The following is a 16,497-nucleotide window of genomic DNA, read 5'->3' as shown; positions in this document are numbered from 1 at the left end:
CGACGGTTGAGCAGAAGGGGCGCCGCAGTGTCGAACACGCAGACGGTACTCGACTCGATTATCGAGGGAGTAAAAGCTGATGTGGCCGCACGCGAGGCCGTCGTCGACTACGAGACAGTCAAGGCGGCGGCGGCGAAAGCCCCGGCACCGCGCGACGCGATGGCCGCTCTTCGGTTGCCGGGCATTGGCGTGATCGCAGAGGTCAAGCGCGCCAGTCCGTCCAAAGGTGATCTCGCGAGCATCGGCGACCCGGCCGAATTGGCGAAGGCCTATGAGGCCGGAGGTGCGCGCATCATCAGCGTGCTGACCGAAGAACGACGCTTCCGGGGCTCTCTTGCTGACCTCGACGCGGTTCGGGCTGCTGTCGATATTCCGGTGTTGCGCAAAGACTTTATCGTCGGTCCCTATCAGATCCACGAGGCCCGTGCGCATGGCGCCGACGTCATCCTGCTTATTGTCGCCGCGCTAGAACAGACGGTTCTCGAGTCGCTGCTCGACCGGACCGAATCGCTCGGCATGACCGCTCTTGTCGAGGTTCACACCGAAGAAGAAGCCGATCGTGCGTTGTCGGCCGGCGCCAAGGTCGTCGGTGTGAACGCCCGAAACCTCAAAACCCTGACCGTTGATCGTGATTGCTTCAGTCGGATCGCCCCCGGACTGCCGACCGAGGTTATCCGGATCGCCGAGTCGGGGGTGCGTGGCACGGCCGATCTGCTCGCGTACGCCGGCGCTGGTGCTGACGCCGTTCTGGTCGGCGAAGGGCTTGTCACCAGCGGCGACCCGCGCGCCGCGGTGTCGGAACTGGTCACCGCCGGTACGCATCCATCATGTCCCAAACCTGTTCGCTGACAACATAATTGGATCCATGAGTACTGACTCGACTTCCGTGAACTATCCACCGGCCAGCGCCGGAGTGGCCACTCGCACGTCACTCGAGGCAGACGAGGGCGGCCACTTCGGGGTCTATGGCGGCCGGCATGTACCGGAGGCGTTGATGGCGGTCATCGACGAGGTCGCCACCACCTATGAGAAGGTGCGGTCGGACGCGGACTTTTTGGCGGAACTCGATCGATTACAGCGCGACTACACCGGGCGCCCGTCACCGCTGTACGAAGCGAAGCGGCTTTCCGAATTTGCCGGTGGCGCAAGGATTTTCCTCAAGCGCGAAGACCTCAACCACACCGGTTCGCATAAGATCAACAATGTGCTCGGCCAGGCGTTGCTCGCCGTTCGGATGGGCAAACCGCGCGTCATCGCCGAGACCGGGGCTGGCCAGCACGGTGTCGCGACGGCCACCGCGTGTGCGCTGCTCGGCCTCGAATGTGTCATTTACATGGGACGAGTGGACACCGATCGTCAGGCGCTCAATGTCGCTCGGATGCGACTTCTCGGCGCGACCGTGATCGCCGTCGACAACGGCTCGGCCACTCTCAAAGACGCGATCAACGAGGCTATGCGTGACTGGGTCACCAACGCGCACAACACTTATTACTGTTTCGGTACCGCGGCCGGTCCGCATCCCTTCCCGACGATGGTCCGCGATCTGCAACGCGTCGTCGGCCTTGAGGCACGCGCCCAGATCCAAGAGCAGTCCGGGCGACTACCCGACGCCGTGGTGGCCTGTGTTGGCGGTGGATCGAATGCGATCGGCATTTTCCATCCATTCATCGACGACGCGTCGGTCAAGCTGGTCGGCTATGAGGCAGCCGGCGACGGCGTCGAATCCGGCCGGCACGCAGCGACTTTCACCGGCGGAACGCCAGGTGCGTTTCAGGGTGCGTATTCGTACCTGTTGCAGGACGAAGACGGCCAGACCATCGAAAGCCATTCCATCTCAGCGGGTTTGGACTATCCAGGCGTCGGGCCCGAGCATGCCTATCTCAAGGATATCGGCCGCGCCGACTATCAACCAATCACCGATACCGAGGCGATGGATGCGCTGCGGTTGCTCAGTCGCCGCGAGGGGATCATTCCAGCGATCGAGTCGGCACATGCTGTCGCGGGTGCGCTGAAACTCGGACAAGAACTGGGCAAGGACGCGATCATCGTGGTCAGCCTGTCCGGTCGAGGGGACAAGGACGTCGACGCCGCCGGCCGTTGGTTCGGACTGTTCGACCGTCCGCAATCGGAGAGTGACGACAAATGACTGTCAAGACCGCACCGTCGAAGCTGGGGTCGGTTTTCGCGCAGTGCCGCGGCGAGGATCGAAGTGCCCTCATCGGCTACCTTCCGGTCGGCTATCCGACGGTTGAGAACTCCATCGATTCGTTCAAGACGATGGTCGAATCCGGTTGCGACATCATCGAAGTCGGCGTTCCGTATTCCGATCCGGTGATGGACGGCCCGACCATCCAGGACGCCGCCGACGAAGCGCTGCGCAATGGGGTGCGGGTGCGCGACGTGTTCACCGCCGTCGAGGCCATCGCGTCGGCCGGAGGGCAGGCGGTTGTGATGAGTTACTGGAATCCGGTGCTTGCCTACGGGGTCGAGAACTTCGCTCGTGACCTGGCCGCCGCGGGCGGCGCCGGGCTGATCACGCCCAACCTCATTCCAGAGGAGGGCACGGCATGGCACGAGGCGTCCGACGCGTACGGGTTGGACCGGATCTACTTGGTCGCGCCGTCGTCGACCACCGAACGTATCGCGCTGACCGTCGACTCCTGCCGTGGATTCGTCTACGCGGCATCGACGATGGGCGTCACCGGCGCTCGTAACGCGGTATCGAATGCGGCTCCCGAATTGTGCGCACGAGTCCGCGACTACTCCGACATCCCGATTGGCGTCGGGCTTGGTGTCCGTGACGGTCGTCAGGCCGCCGAGATCGCACAGTACGCCGACGGCGTGATCGTCGGATCGGCACTCGTCACCGCTGCCGCGGCAGGTCTCGACGAATTGTCGGGTTTGGTCAGCGAACTCGCCGAAGGCGTTCGCAAGGAGTACTGAACACCCAACACGCGACCTCATCGCGCTGCTGACGGCGGCGGCCACGTTAGGGTTGGGTTCGTGACTAGCACGACGGTTCTCGCCTATATTCCGAGTCCACCGCAGGGTGTATGGCATCTCGGGCCGCTCCCAATCCGCGCCTACGCGTTGTTCATCATCCTTGGCATCATCGTCGGCTGCTGGTGGGGATCGCGCCGTTGGATCGCGCGCGGCGGGCAGGAAGGCGAAGTACTCGACGTCGCGGTGTGGGCCGTCCCGTTCGGTCTGATCGGTGGTCGGATCTATCACGTCATGACCGACTGGTCGACCTACTTCGGTTCCAACGCCGAGAAGACGCCGATTGACGCGCTGAAGGTCTGGGAAGGCGGACTTGGCATTTGGGGTGCGGTGGCATTCGGTGCGTTGGGTGCGTGGCTCGGGTGCCGCCGACATGGCATCAAATTAGGTCCGTTCGGTGACGCCATCGCGCCGGCGATTCTCCTCGCACAGGCGATCGGCCGGATCGGCAACTACTTCAACCAGGAACTCTTCGGCGGAACGACGACGCTGCCGTGGGGTCTGGAGATCTTCGATCGCCGAAACTCCTATGGACAGGTTGGACCCAACGTCATCGACGGCGTGTCTACCGGAAACGTCAACAGCGGTTTGCTGCCAGCGGTCCACCCGACATTTCTCTACGAATTGCTGTGGAATGTGCTCGTCGTGTTGGTGTTGATCGGTCTCGATCGATACTTGCGTATCGGACACGGTCGGCTGTTCGCGCTTTACGTCGCCGGCTATTGCCTCGGGCGGTTCGGCATCGAATTAATGCGCACCGACCACGCAACCGAAATTCTCGGCGTACGGATCAACGTGTTCACAGCAGCGATCGTATTCGCCTGTGCGGCTGCCTATTTCGCGTTGGCGCCAAAGGGGCGCGAATTAGGGTTGACGATGTACCGGCCATGGCGCGCGGACGAACTTGAGCACGCCGGGGTCGTGGGCTACGTCGATCCCTTCGCTGAAGATGACAACGAGTTCGACGACGGCGCCGCGACCGAGAGTTTCGATGCTGTCGAATCCGGCGGCGTCGGCGACGCGCCGACCACCCAGCTCACGAAGGTCGATGCCGCCGAGTCGGAACCAGTGGAAAACCTCGACGGCGACTTGACCGACACCGACCCCGCCGAGTCGCTTGCACCGGTTGATGACGAGCTGATCGAGGAGGCGGGCGCTGATGACAGCGATACCGCCAGCGGCGACGATACCGTGGGCGACGAAGCTGATGGCGACGAAACTGATGGCGACGAAACTGATGGCGACGATTCGGTCGCAGATGCGGCCGCAGCGGTCCCCGTTGTGGCCGCTGCTGATCACGATGACGATGATGATGATGATCGCATTGTGTCCGCGAAACGCGAGATCGCCGCGTCGGCCGCGACGATCTTCGAGTTGATCGCCGACCCGGCACAGCAGCCCCGCTGGGATGGAAACGGGAATCTGGCGCATGCGGCCGACGGCCAGCGAATCCACAAGGTGGGAGACGTTTTCGAGACAACGATTACGCGTGGCCAAGTCCGGCGCAATCACGTTGTCGAGTTCGAGGAGAACAAGTTGATCGCCTGGTTGCCGTCGCAACCGGATGACACCCCGCCCGGGCATTTGTGGCGTTGGGAACTCGCCGCGGCCGACGACGGCCATACGATCGTCACGCATACCTATGACTGGACGCGGCTCGACGATCCCAAACGACTCGAGCGTGCCCGATGGACGACCGAAGACAAGCTGCGGGCGTCGATCGATCGGCTCGCGGAGTTGGTCGAGGGGCAACTCGACGGCGATTCGACCGGGACTTCCACGGCGGAGGTCGAGGAAGCCGGGTCGGCGGAGGTTGAGTCGACCGAGACCGAGTCGACCGAGACGGGGACGACCGAGACGGGATCGCCCCAGTCCGACGACATCGCCGAGCAAGCACAGACCCCGAATATCACGCCCAATATCGTCAAACGGGCCGATGCCGGTGCGACAGACGCCAAGTCCGAATCGGACGATTCTCCTGACGCCAAGTAACGGCACATGACGTCGAAGTGACAAGTGGTGCGGGGGTGCACGCGCGGGGTATCGACACGACTAAGCTCGCCTAGGTGACTCGTCGAACAAAAATCGTATGCACCCTTGGCCCAGCGACGTCGACCGATGAACGAGTGCGCGAACTCGTCGATGCCGGAATGAATGTAGCCCGGTTGAACTTCAGTCACGGCGAGCACGCCGACCATGCCGAGATGTATGGCCGGGTGCGTCGGGCAAGTGATGCGACCGGCAAGGCCGTCGGCATTCTCGCCGACCTTCAAGGTCCGAAGATTCGTCTGGGTCGATTCGCCCAGGACCGTACCGTGTGGGAGAACGGCGAAGAGGTCCGCATCACCGTCGAGGATGTCGCCGGTACCCACGATCGGGTCTCGACTACCTACAAAGAACTCGCGCGAGATGCGAAGGCCGGTGACCGGCTCCTCGTCGACGACGGCAAGGTCGGCCTGAGGGTGACCGCGGTTGATGGCGATGACGTCGTGTGTGTGGTCACCGAAGGGGGACCGGTCAGCAACAACAAGGGCATTTCGTTGCCCGGCATGAACGTATCGGTTCCGGCGATGTCGGAGAAAGACCTCGCCGACCTCGAGTTCGCACTGGATCTCGGCGTTGACCTCATCGCGTTATCGTTCGTGCGCAGCCCCGCCGACATCGAACTCGTACATGAGGTGATGGATCGGGTCGGACGTCGGATACCGGTGATCGCGAAGCTGGAGAAGCCGGAGGCGATCGACAACTTGGAGGCCATTGTGTTGGCCTTCGATGCGATTATGGTCGCCCGCGGCGATCTCGGTGTGGAACTGCCACTCGAAGAGGTTCCGTTGGTGCAGAAGCGTGCTATTCAGATGGCGCGTGAGAACGCGCGACCGGTGATTGTCGCTACGCAGATGCTCGAGTCGATGATCGAGAATTCGCGGCCGACTCGTGCCGAGGCATCCGACGTCGCCAACGCGGTCCTCGACGGTGCGGACGCGGTAATGCTGTCAGGCGAGACATCCGTGGGTAAATTCCCGATCGAAGCGGTCGCGACGATGGATCGCATCGCCAAAACCGTCGAGAGCGGGTCACGGGAGGTACCGCCGCTCGACCACGTCCCGCGTACCAAACGAGGCGTCATATCGTTCGCGGCCCGGGAAATCGGTGAGCGGCTCGACGTGAAGGCTCTCGTTGCGTTCACGCAGTCGGGTGACACGGTGCGCCGGCTGGCGCGGCTGCATTCGCGGCTGCCGCTACTGGCGTTCACCCCCATTCAGGAAGTGCGCAGTCAGCTCGCGTTGAGTTGGGGCACTGAGACATTCATCGTCGACAAGGTCACCGACACCGACCAGATGATCGATCAGGTGGATCACCAGTTGCTGGATATCGGGCGGCTAGAAGTAGGTGACACGGTGGTGATCGTGGCAGGCGCTCCGCCAGCCACCGTCGGCTCGACGAACCTGATCCACATCCACAAGATCGGCGAGCAAGACCACTGAGGTTAGCGCTGGGTCGCTGGGGCCCTACTTCGCTGGTCCCCGGCGAACACGAGTCGAGTTACCTATGTCGCTAGTCGAGTTGCCCGGCGAGGCGCGAGTCGAGTTACCTATGTCGCTGGTCGAGTTGCTCGGCGAACGCGAGTCGCGGTATCTACGTCGCTGGTCGAGTACCCGGCGAACGCGAGTCGCGGTATCTACGTCGCTGGTCGAGTGCCCGGCGAACGCGAGTCGCGGTATCTACGTCGCTGGTCGAGTGCCCGGCGAGGCGCCAGCCGAGTCGGGTGTATCGAGACCAACGTCGACGCCACACCAGCCGGGTGTGACTCCACCACCAACGCGTCACTACTGTGGTTGACGTGACTGATACGCGGACCGAGTCAGAAGACCTCGGCAAATTGCTCGCACTGCTCGACGTCGCGCAGGTCGACGAGAATGAATTCGTCGGCCAGCACCCGGAGCAGGTAACCGCCCGTACCTTCGGCGGCCAGTTACTCGGGCAGGGGGTTGTCGCCGCGTCACGCACCCTGACCCGTGGCAATCCGCCGATACACGCGCTACATGCCCACTTCATCCGCGGTGGTGATGTGAAGCAGCCCATGACATATCGGGTTGACCGCTATCGCGACGGTAAGTCATTCGCTAACCGGCAAGTGACCGCGGTCCAGGGCGACGACGTTATCTTCACCATGTTGGTCGCCTTCCAGGACAACACCGCTGGGTTGGATCATGCCGTCGAGATTCCCGAGGTGCCCTACCCCGAGGAGTTGCCGCCTCTCGGCGAGCATTTCAAGGGGTTCGAGGATCGCGTAGCGGCGTTCGTAAACGCCTTGCACCCCATCGACATTCGATTCGCCAACGACCCCAGTTGGAAGATGCGCGAGGCCGGCGAAACGCTTACCAGCAACCGGGTATGGATGAAGACCGATGGGACGATGCCGGACGATCCGAGTTTGCATGTGGGCGCGATGTGCTACGCCTCGGATACGACGGTGCTCGACTCGATCATCACTACGCACGGGTTGTCGTGGGGGATCGATCGATTATTCGCTGCCACGGTGAATCATTCGATGTGGTTTCATCGTGAATTCCGGTTCGATGAATGGATGCTCTACGCGACGGAGTCGCCGACGGCGGCCGGTTCCCGCGGCATCGGCTCCGGGCGATTCTTCAATCGCGACGGCACGTTGGCGACTTCGGTTGTGCAAGAAGCGTTGATCAAATACTTCCCGCCGAAAAAGAAGGACTGAAGATGGAATCGGATCGACCCGACGAGAAGCCGCAAACCGACGAGACGGCTGATGCAACGGCCGACGGTTCGGCCTCCGAGGTCGAACCTGCTGCGGCACAACAGTTTGCGCCGTGGGAGCGTGCTCAGCAGCCACAGTCCGAGCAGGCAGCCGAGCCTGAGCAGGCGGCCGAGTCCGATCAGACGGTTCAGCCGGCGCAGTCTTCACATCCGTTTGACCCGTGGATGGCGCCCTCGGCCTATCCACAAGGCAACTACGAGACGGGTCCCCAATACTCGGGTGCGCCGCAATATCAAAGTGCGCCACAGCATTTCGATGGTCAGTATGGTGATCCGCAGCATGGTGGAGCCCAGTACATCGGTGATCAGCCCTACGGTGCGGCCCAGCCGTACAGTGCGCCGCAACCCTATGGTGCGGCCCAACCCTATGGTGCGGCCCAGCCGTATGGCGTCATGCCGCCACCTCCCAGTGAACCGGCGCAAATGTGGATGCCCCCGGGCCCGTATCTGACGCAGAGTACGTGGCGTAAGCGCTGGAAGATGCCGGTCATCGTGGGAAGCTCCGTTGTCGGAGCGTTGATGGCCGTGATAGCGGTGTTCGCGCTGCTCGTCGGGTCGGTGAACAGTTCGGTGTTCACCGCTAAGGGCATCGTCATCGTCGCGTGCCAATCCGGCTCGGTGATTCAAGACATGATCAAGACCGGGACCAAAGTCGAAATCTGGGCGCAAGACGGGCGCCTGGAGGGAACGACGAAACTCGGACCGAAGCAGGTCGGCAAGTCCGAGTCCGGATCGCCGGTGTGCTATGCGGAGTTCGAAGTAGAGCAGGTGCGTGCGGATCAGGCCGGGTACGACGTGAGCGTCGGGCCTTTTACGCAATTTGTGACCGCCCAAGCCCTCAAGTCACGAGATGGTGTGGTGTTGCACCCGTTCTGACCGACTAGAACTGGCGCTGAACATACTCCGGCACTGACCTCGTTAATCCGGCCACCCGCGCGATCGTCGAGTTCTTGCCGCGGAGCAACCGCATCTGCAGCATCTGTTCGATCGGGAAACTCCAGCGTGAGTTGCGCTCCCAGGTGCGTTCGAAGAGTGCCTTCGCGGAAGCTACGGAGTCCGGGGAGCGCTGCGAAATTTTCTCCATGAGGGCATCGGCGGCCGTATGTGGGTCGTCGGCAACCTCGGTGACGAGCCCGATGTCCTTCGCATACGCGGCATCGAAAACTTCTGCGGTCATGGTCAGTTTCTTGGCGACGTCGATGCCGACCAACTGCGAAAGGCTCGCTGACGCCGACATATCGGGAATGAGACCCCACTTGGCTTCCATGATGGAAAAGTCGGCGGTCGGCGCGACTATCCGGAAGTCCGCTCCGAGTGCGATTTGCAGTCCGCCGCCGAAGCAGTGGCCGGTGACGACTGCGATAACCGGTACCGGCACCGAGCGCCACATCCACGCTGGCTTTTGGAAACCGTTCGCGTTGCCCGAGAGTATCTGCGGCACAAAGGTTCTCACGACACGGGAAACTTGTTTGGAGGTGCTGCCGAAGTCGAGCCCGGCGCTGAAGCTATCCCCGGCGCCGTAGAGCAGGACAGCTCGCAGTGACTTGTCTTTTGCGGCTCGGCGAGCGCACCGACCGAGGTAGTCGAGCATATCGAGGGTAAGCGCGTTGAGTTTGTCGGGACGGTTGAGCACGACGTGTGCGACGTCGCCGACGACGTTGTAGGTCACCAGTTCGGACATAGGTATCGAGGCTACTCGGTGGCCCAGGTCACGCTCGGTTAGACTGCTGCGACTGCAGAACGTCGGCGAGTGGGAGTTTGTGCGTGGAAACCAGTATCGACTGGGGTAACGAGATCTGGGCGTCGTTGAAGTGGCTCGCCATCGTGGTGGCGATATGCCTCGTCAGTTTGCTCATTATCGGCTATTTGATCGCCCGCTTTACCGTGTGGGGTAAGCAATTTTGGCGGATCGGTGGCGGGTTCTTCACAGATCCGGCAACGCGCGTGCTGGCCTGGGGACTGGTGTTCGCGTTGACCTTTCTTGCCGTCCTCGGCGTGCGATTGACGGTGTTGTTGTCCTATTGGAGCAACGATCTCTACACGTCATTGCAATATGGTGCTCAAGCCCTCGCCCAGCATGACAACGGAGCTCTCGACGAGGCGAAGTCGTCGTTCTGGAAGGCGATTTGGCTATTCGTATTGCTCGCGTCGATGCATGTGATTAGGACACTCATCGAGATTTATGTCGGCAGCGCCTTCGAGATCAGGTTTCGCGCATGGATGACTGAACATGTCACCGCTGACTGGCTGGGTGACCGGGCCTTCTATCGAAACCGTTTCGTCGGCCAGGCGGCCGGCGCGGGCGACTCACTCTTGCAGGCCGGAGTCGATAACCCCGATCAGCGTGTCCAAGAAGACATCCAAGTGGTTGCTACGCAATCGCGGGTGATGATGTTCAGTTCGAATGGATCGTCCAGTAATGGTGTGATTCCCGCGACGGTCAGTATCGTTTCGTTCACTATCATTCTTTGGGATCTCTCCGGGCCGATGAACGTCTTTGGGACGGAAGTACCTCGCGCGATGGTCTTTCTGGTGATGACATTCGTCCTCATAGCGACTCTCGTAGCGTTCTGGATCGGTCGACCGCTGATCCACCTCACCTTCTTGCAGGAGCGGCTGGCCGCCAACTTCCGCTATGCGCTTATCCGAGTTCGCGACGGCGCCGAGAACATCGCGTTCTATCGCGGTGAGCGCGTCGAGCATGTTGGCTTGCTCAGTAGGTTTGGGCAGATCGTCAACAATTTCTGGCGGATCGTTTTCCGGACGTTGAAGTTTACGTCGTGGAACTTCTCGATCACGCAAGCTTCGGTGGTTGTGCCGCTGGTAGCACAGGCACCGAGGTTCTTCGCCGGACAGATTCAGCTCGGCGACATGACTCAGACTGCTTCAGCCTTCGGTGAGCTTCACGACTCGCTTTCGTTCTTCAGGAATGCGTACGTTACGTTCACCGGCTACCGAGCGTCGCTCATCCGTCTCGATGGCCTCGAAGACGCCAACGTGCGCTCACGCTCACTTCCCACGATGCTGACGAAGGAGGCTTCGGCTGGTTCGCCGGATGTCATTGGTCTGGACAAGGTCGAGATAGCGACTCCTGACGAGCGTAAGCTCGTCGACGACCTGACCCTCGGGCTCGGTCTCGGTGAAGCGCTGGTCATCAAAGGGCAGTCCGGTTCAGGCAAAACAACACTTCTTCGAGGGCTCGCCGGGTTGTGGCCGTTCATTGACGGCGAGTTCGTTCGTCCCGGAGGCAATGACACGCTATTCCTGTCTCAGGTGCCGTATATTCCGCTCGGCGATCTGCGGACGGCGGTCGCATATCCGTCCGAGTCGGACGCCTTCCCCGATGATGTGCTCAAGGCCGTTCTAGAGCGAGTTATGTTGGGCCACTTGACCGAACGGCTCGACGAGGAAGAGGACTGGTCGAAGGTTCTTTCGCCGGGGGAGCAGCAACGAATCGCGTTCGCGCGTGTGTTGCTGACCAAACCCAAGGCGGTGTTCATGGATGAAGCGACGTCGGCGGTGGATGAGGGACTTGAGTACACGCTGTACTCGCTGCTGCGGACCGAATTGCCAGAAATGGTGATTGTCTCGGTAAGCCATCGCAGTACCACCGACCAGCACCACACCAAGTTGCTGCAACTGGTTGGCGACGGCGAGTGGACGTTGACCGATTTGGTGAAGCCGACGTCGTAGGCCCCGGGACGCCCGCCGATGGCCCCGCTCCGGTGAAAATCGTCCGAATAGTTCCTCACCAAGGGCAAATTGCCCTTGGTGACCAACTATTCGGACGATTTTCCCGACGTCCGGTCACTCATGGCGAGAATGATTTCATAGCCGCCCCTCAAATTCTGGATTCAGGAACCCCGCCGAGGGCAAGTTGCCCCGACGTCGGGACTATGTCCAGAATTCTGGGAAGCTGAGCTGGGGAGACCGGAGTGCCCCTCTACCGGATATGAGCCAAGCCCACCCGAATACGCCGTAGCTGATATCGCCCGGCGCTCAGTCGGGGTCTGATCAGCGTCAGCCCGGCTTGGTCGGCGATTTCCTCGACGACGTCGTGGACAGTGCGGTCGTCAGTTCCGATGTGGATATCAAATCGCTTGTCGGACAACGCCGTTGTGCAGCGATCGATCTGTTGCATCGCCCATGTCTCATCGTGGCCCAACAGCTTTCCGACGCCGTAGCCGAGCCGAAGACGCAGTCGCTTTCGTAGCGTCTCAGGCGACGCGGTCAGTGCGAAGTGCCGCACGTCGACACCTGCGTCGGCGAGTCCATCCATTATCTCGTCGAAGTAGTCGGGTTCGACCAGAGTCATCGGCACGATGACAGGTCCGTCGTAAGCGGCAACAGCGTCGGCCAGGGTGGCAACCACCGCGGATCGCCACTGCGGACGATCTTGAAAATCATCGCGAGCGACCTCCGGCAGCATGCGGTGGATGCCGAAACCGATCAGTTCGGGGTCGGAGACGAACGAGTTTGGCAGGCGTCGGTGCAATTCGAAAGCAGTATGTGTCTTTCCAGCGCCGAATGCGCCGTTGATCCACAACAACGAGTTCGACGTATTCGCGGCGGGCATGGCATCCCAGGGTAGCGGGACCAGGAAGTCCTTAGCAGAGATAAACGGCAATTCGGACACCAGGGGTGACCTAATCTCGCTACTGTGACGTGCAACATGACCGATCGACGCCTTCGAGGTTCACACATGTCTGATACACCGATCACCTTTCCGCACGAGAGTGGCGCACAAGTTTCGACGCTGCCCGAAGCCTTCCAGCACACAGTCCAGATCAGACCCGACGCCGTCGCGTTGCGCACAGTAGGCGGGACAACGTCGATCACCTGGGCGGACTATGCCCGACGGGTTCGTGCGATCGCCGCTGGACTAGCCAATCATGGTGTGCGACATGGTGATCGGGTTGGAATTATGTTGACTAACCGGCCCGAGTTTCACCTCGTCGACACCGCATGTCTGCATCTGGGCGCAGTTCCGTTCTCCATCTACAACACCAGCTCACCTGATCAGGTGGAGTATCTATTCGGCAATGCGGGCAATACCGTCGTGGTTACCGAACAGGTTTTCCTGCCGGTGATCTCCGCGGCAAATTCTGAAGTGAAAACTGTTGTGGTGATTGATGGTTCGCCCGATGGCACGCTCTCTCTCGCCGACGTCGAAAATAGCCCAGCTCCCGATTTCGACTTCGACGCCAGGTGGCGAGCGGTGCGTCCGTCCGACTTAGCCACGCTGATCTATACCTCGGGTACAACCGGTCCGCCCAAGGGCGTCGAGATCTCCCATCGCAATATCATCGCGGAATTGGCGGCCCTGGCCGAACACGTCGACGTCGGGTTCGACGATCGCATTGTCTCTTATCTGCCAGCGGCCCACATCGCCGACCGGGTATCGGCTCACGCGGCGAATATCGTTCGCGGAATACAGATTACGACGGTGCCGGACCCGCGTGAGATCGCGGCGGCTCTGCCCGACGTACACCCCACCTTCTTTTTCGGGGTACCCCGCGTGTGGCAGAAGATCAAGGCGGGTATCGAGGCGAAACTCGCCGAGGAGTCCAGCCCGGTGAAAGCCAAACTCGGCGCGTGGGCGCTGGGCGTTGGCGCAGCGGCGGCAAAGGCGCGACTGGCCGGACGTAGTTTGGGGGCAGTCGAGGCGATGCAACACTCGCTCGCCGACAAACTGGTGTTGTCGAAGGTACGTGGTGCGATTGGCATGGATCAGGTCACCTTTGCCGCGTCTGGTGCGGCGGCGATCCCTCCGGAAGTGCTGGAATTCTTTCTCGGCCTTGGCATTCCGGTGCTGGAGGTATGGGGGATGTCCGAGACGACCGGAGTTTCGACGATGACTACCGCGGACAATTTGAAAATCGGTACGGTCGGCAAACCGGTCCATGGCGTTGAGGTGAAGATTGCCGACGACGGCGAATTGTTGATCCGCGGCCCGGTCGTCATGGAGGGGTATCGCGGTCAGCCAGAGAAGACGGCCGAGACGATCGACGCGGACGGGTGGCTCGCTACCGGTGACATCGCCACGGTCGACGCGGCGGGCAATGTGACCATCGTGGATCGTAAGAAGGAACTCATTATCTCCGAGTCGGGAAAGAATATGTCCCCGACCAACATTGAGAACGCGATGAAGGCCGCGTCGTCGTTGATAGGTCAGGTCGTCGCGATAGGTGACGCGCGACCGTATGTGTCGGCGCTGGTCGTCCTTGATCCCGACGCCGCGACTGCCCGAGCGCATCTGCACAAATTAAGCGACGACGATATCGCTACTGTGTCGGGACATTCGGCGGTCATCGACGAAGTGACTGTCGCTATCCGGCAGGGCAACGACAAGCTGTCCCGCGTCGAGCAAATCAAACGGTTTGCGATTGTGCCGGCAGCGTGGGACCCCGGAGGCGACGAGCTGACCCCGACAATGAAGTTGCGGCGCAAGCCAATTGCCGACAAATACGCCGAACGGATCGAGGCACTGTACTCAGGAGCGACGTCGTCGGGAGTGGTAGATCTCGGCTAACTTAGCAAACTGGTCCCCGTGGGCGAGCACATGCCAGCAGGGCATATGCCCGACTCACGGGGACCGCCTTTCCCGAACCAACGCCACCGCCCAGACCAACATCCACACCGACATCGCTCCGACCTGGATGCGTTGCGCCAAACCCAATCGATAGTCGCCGCTGAGGTTGTCGGCGATCAGCATCCAGGCGGTGGACACCATGATCACTCCGAAAATGGTGGAGCCGACGACCCGCAACAATCTCCACCGACCGGTCGTAAACGACGCGAGGGTCGCGGCGACGATAGCGGTGAACAGGCTGATCACCGCGAGTGAACTGGTCAGCGCGTGCACGTGATGCAACTGAGGGAAGATACCGCTCGGTTCCCATGGGCAGTCGACGTCGACGCCAGGGATGCACTCAATCGGCATGAGTGCATCGGCGAGGGTGGCCGCGCCGAAGCATCCGAACGCGATGACAGCGGCGAGCGACTGATAACCCCGAACCGCCGGCCTTGGTAGAAGTAGGACCAGCATCGCGACCATCGCGGCGACGGCGGTAATGATGTCGCCGGCAACATAGATTCCTCGGTGCGGCCGGCCCGCCGCGTCGAGTTCGCTCAGGAATGTGCGCATCGGGTCGAGGCCGCCGGCCCACAAATGTTCCAAGGCCCACGAGGAATAGCACAGTCCCGCTACACCTATCGCGACTGCCGCAACCCACCGACGAACTGAGTATTGCCGGGGTGAGTCGATCGACACCGGCTCAGTACTCGTGTATTGCACCAATCCAGAGTAGACGTGCCGACCTGCGGTTCCGGCACGCCGGGCGCGTCATCACGGCACCCAGTTGAACTCATCCGGGTTGGGGCCGCGACGTCGGTCGGCATTGAGAGCATCAATTGTGGAGACCTGATCGTCAGACAACTCGAAGTCGAACAGCTCGAGATTTTCGGCGATCCGAGCGCGCGTCACCGACTTGGGGAAGACAATGTCGCCGCGCTGGATATGCCAGCGCAACACCACCTGTGCGACCGAGCGGCCCAGCTCGGCGGCGATCGGTGCGAGCGCTGGGTCGTCGAGTACATCACCCTGCGCGATGGGCGACCACGCCTCGGTGCGGATCTGATGCTCAGAGTTGAACTGCCGCAAGGGATTCTGCGAGAGGTACGGATGTACTTCGATTTGATTGACGACCGGAACCACATCGGTTTCGGCCAGCAGGCGCTCTAGGTGTGGCTGGTGGAAATTGGACACGCCGATGGAGCGGAACTTGCCGTCCTGATATGCCTCCTCGAGGATGCGCCAGGTTGCGACGTAGTCGCCGACCTCGGGCAGTGGCCAGTGAATCAGGTACAAATCGACCGGACCGATATCGAGCGCGTCGACGGTGCGTTGTGCGGCGGCCGCGGTGTCGGCCTCAGGTGCGTGGGCGTTGTTGTTCAGCTTGCTGGTCACGAAGATCTCGTCGCGGGGGATGCCTGATTCGCGGACTGCCTGGCCGACCTCCGCCTCGTTTCCGTACATCTGCGCGGTGTCGATATGGCGATAGCCGAGTTCGAGTGCGGTCAGCGTCGCCGCTTTGGTGTCCGCGGCGGGTATCTGAAACACGCCGAAGCCCAGCTGCGGAATGGTAATGCCGTTGTTGAGATTGATGGACGGGATCGAACTCTGTGTTGATGCCATGGTTGGTTCAATGAGTCCCGACGGCGCGGTTATTCCTTCCGGTGCGCGCCACCTTCGCCCGGCGCGGTCGGATGCGGCGCAAGCGTCAGTAACTGCTCGTCAGGTACTCCCACTCGTATTCGTTGGGCGAATCTTCACCTTGGTAGGTGCAGACCAGCGTGCGACCATCGATGCTGACCTGCGTGTTCACCTCGTCTGAGGTACACGGCTCGCCATCGGCGGCGTAGCTGCCGTAGCTGCGCCGGGATGTCGACGGCGAACTCGTCACGGTGACGGTCGACGGTGTTTCGGTGGTGGTTTCGGTGAGCACGCTGGTGGTGGTCACAGTGGTCGTTGGACTTGCCGCGCTAGGCGCGTCGTTCTTGCTGTTCCACATGAGGTAGGCGAGAAACGCGATTGCGCACGTGAATAACGTGATGAGGACCGCGATAACCGTGGTCGGAGCCTGAGAACGCATTCCCGAATTATGTCCTGTGGACACGAGATTCTTCGGAATTAGAGCTCAGAGA

14 protein-coding genes are annotated in these 16,497 nt (G+C 61.4%); 9 read left to right on the top strand and 5 right to left on the bottom strand.

The window, feature by feature from the left end; translation table 11 throughout:
• Nucleotides 1–27 precede the first annotated feature (27 nt).
• The 7 genes from trpC (at nucleotide 28) to GOEFS_RS13020 (ending at nucleotide 8,667) form a co-directional block, all read left to right on the top strand.
• Entirely contained in the window at nucleotides 28–849 is an 822-nt protein-coding gene (gene trpC, locus GOEFS_RS13055) for an indole-3-glycerol phosphate synthase TrpC (protein ID WP_007318390.1), read from the top strand.
• Between the two features lie 16 nt (nucleotides 850–865).
• On the top strand, nucleotides 866–2,146 hold the full coding sequence (gene trpB / locus GOEFS_RS13050) for a tryptophan synthase subunit beta (RefSeq protein ID WP_007318389.1): 1,281 nt from the start codon (nucleotides 866–868) through the stop codon (nucleotides 2,144–2,146).
• On the top strand, nucleotides 2,143–2,943 hold the full coding sequence (gene trpA / locus GOEFS_RS13045; protein WP_007318388.1) for a tryptophan synthase subunit alpha: 801 nt from the start codon (nucleotides 2,143–2,145) through the stop codon (nucleotides 2,941–2,943). Before trpB ends, trpA begins: the two co-directional genes overlap by 4 nt.
• Before the next feature lie 60 nt (nucleotides 2,944–3,003).
• Complete coding sequence (gene lgt / locus GOEFS_RS13040) at nucleotides 3,004–4,992, top strand: prolipoprotein diacylglyceryl transferase (protein WP_007318387.1); 1,989 nt, start codon at nucleotides 3,004–3,006, stop codon at nucleotides 4,990–4,992.
• A gap of 74 nt (nucleotides 4,993–5,066) precedes the next feature.
• Nucleotides 5,067–6,485 carry a pyruvate kinase gene (pyk, locus tag GOEFS_RS13035; RefSeq protein WP_040525081.1) on the top strand — a complete coding sequence of 473 codons (1,419 nt, stop codon included), beginning with the start codon at nucleotides 5,067–5,069 and terminating at the stop codon, nucleotides 6,483–6,485.
• A gap of 347 nt (nucleotides 6,486–6,832) precedes the next feature.
• Nucleotides 6,833–7,732, top strand: coding sequence for an acyl-CoA thioesterase (locus tag GOEFS_RS13025; RefSeq protein WP_007318385.1), 900 nt, complete (start codon nucleotides 6,833–6,835; stop codon nucleotides 7,730–7,732).
• Nucleotides 7,733–7,734: 2 nt separating this feature from the next.
• Entirely contained in the window at nucleotides 7,735–8,667 is a 933-nt protein-coding gene (locus GOEFS_RS13020) for a hypothetical protein (RefSeq protein WP_007318384.1), read from the top strand.
• A gap of 4 nt (nucleotides 8,668–8,671) precedes the next feature.
• Here GOEFS_RS13020 and GOEFS_RS13015 read toward each other — a convergent pair whose 3' ends face one another.
• The gene (locus tag GOEFS_RS13015) at nucleotides 8,672–9,472 is read right to left on the bottom strand and encodes a crotonase/enoyl-CoA hydratase family protein (RefSeq protein WP_007318383.1); all 801 of its coding nucleotides are present in this window, start codon (nucleotides 9,470–9,472) and stop codon (nucleotides 8,672–8,674) included.
• Nucleotides 9,473–9,555: 83 nt separating this feature from the next.
• Here GOEFS_RS13015 and GOEFS_RS13010 point away from each other — a divergent pair, with 83 nt between their 5' ends.
• Nucleotides 9,556–11,484 (top strand): ABC transporter ATP-binding protein/permease, encoded by a 1,929-nt coding sequence (locus GOEFS_RS13010; RefSeq protein ID WP_007318382.1) that lies wholly within the window; start codon nucleotides 9,556–9,558, stop codon nucleotides 11,482–11,484.
• Nucleotides 11,485–11,734: 250 nt separating this feature from the next.
• Here GOEFS_RS13010 and GOEFS_RS13005 read toward each other — a convergent pair whose 3' ends face one another.
• The gene (locus tag GOEFS_RS13005) at nucleotides 11,735–12,367 is read right to left on the bottom strand and encodes an AAA family ATPase (RefSeq protein ID WP_040525101.1); all 633 of its coding nucleotides are present in this window, start codon (nucleotides 12,365–12,367) and stop codon (nucleotides 11,735–11,737) included.
• A 126-nt stretch (nucleotides 12,368–12,493) separates the two neighbouring features.
• On the opposite strand from GOEFS_RS13005, the gene GOEFS_RS13000 reads away from it, so the two are divergent.
• Entirely contained in the window at nucleotides 12,494–14,323 is a 1,830-nt protein-coding gene (locus GOEFS_RS13000) for an AMP-dependent synthetase/ligase (protein ID WP_007318380.1), read from the top strand.
• A gap of 54 nt (nucleotides 14,324–14,377) precedes the next feature.
• Here GOEFS_RS13000 and GOEFS_RS12995 read toward each other — a convergent pair whose 3' ends face one another.
• From GOEFS_RS12995 to GOEFS_RS12985, 3 genes are all read right to left on the bottom strand, one after another.
• Nucleotides 14,378–15,088, bottom strand: coding sequence for a DUF998 domain-containing protein (locus GOEFS_RS12995; RefSeq protein WP_245549839.1), 711 nt, complete (start codon nucleotides 15,086–15,088; stop codon nucleotides 14,378–14,380).
• A 51-nt stretch (nucleotides 15,089–15,139) separates the two neighbouring features.
• Nucleotides 15,140–15,988 carry an aldo/keto reductase gene (locus GOEFS_RS12990; protein ID WP_007318378.1) on the bottom strand — a complete coding sequence of 283 codons (849 nt, stop codon included), beginning with the start codon at nucleotides 15,986–15,988 and terminating at the stop codon, nucleotides 15,140–15,142.
• An 85-nt stretch (nucleotides 15,989–16,073) separates the two neighbouring features.
• Entirely contained in the window at nucleotides 16,074–16,445 is a 372-nt protein-coding gene (locus GOEFS_RS12985) for a hypothetical protein (protein WP_007318377.1), read from the bottom strand.
• Nucleotides 16,446–16,497 lie beyond the last annotated feature (52 nt).

Source organism: Gordonia effusa NBRC 100432 (assembly GCF_000241305.1).
GTDB classification, from domain to species: domain Bacteria; phylum Actinomycetota; class Actinomycetes; order Mycobacteriales; family Mycobacteriaceae; genus Gordonia; species Gordonia effusa.
This window is presented reverse-complemented; position numbering and strand designations above follow the sequence as displayed.

Excerpts from the sequence above, each read along its gene's own strand:
- GOEFS_RS13015 (WP_007318383.1), bottom strand. The coding sequence starts at position 9,472 with ATGTCCGAACTGGTGACCTACAACGTCGTCGGCGACGTCGCACACGTC.
- GOEFS_RS13005 (WP_040525101.1), bottom strand. The coding sequence starts at position 12,367 with ATGCCCGCCGCGAATACGTCGAACTCGTTGTTGTGGATCAACGGCGCA.
- GOEFS_RS12985 (WP_007318377.1), bottom strand. The coding sequence starts at position 16,445 with ATGCGTTCTCAGGCTCCGACCACGGTTATCGCGGTCCTCATCACGTTA.
- trpB (WP_007318389.1), top strand. The coding sequence starts at position 866 with ATGAGTACTGACTCGACTTCCGTGAACTATCCACCGGCCAGCGCCGGA.
- GOEFS_RS13000 (WP_007318380.1), top strand. The coding sequence starts at position 12,494 with ATGTCTGATACACCGATCACCTTTCCGCACGAGAGTGGCGCACAAGTT.
- GOEFS_RS13020 (WP_007318384.1), top strand. The coding sequence starts at position 7,735 with ATGGAATCGGATCGACCCGACGAGAAGCCGCAAACCGACGAGACGGCT.
- trpA (WP_007318388.1), top strand. The coding sequence starts at position 2,143 with ATGACTGTCAAGACCGCACCGTCGAAGCTGGGGTCGGTTTTCGCGCAG.
- GOEFS_RS12990 (WP_007318378.1), bottom strand. The coding sequence starts at position 15,988 with ATGGCATCAACACAGAGTTCGATCCCGTCCATCAATCTCAACAACGGC.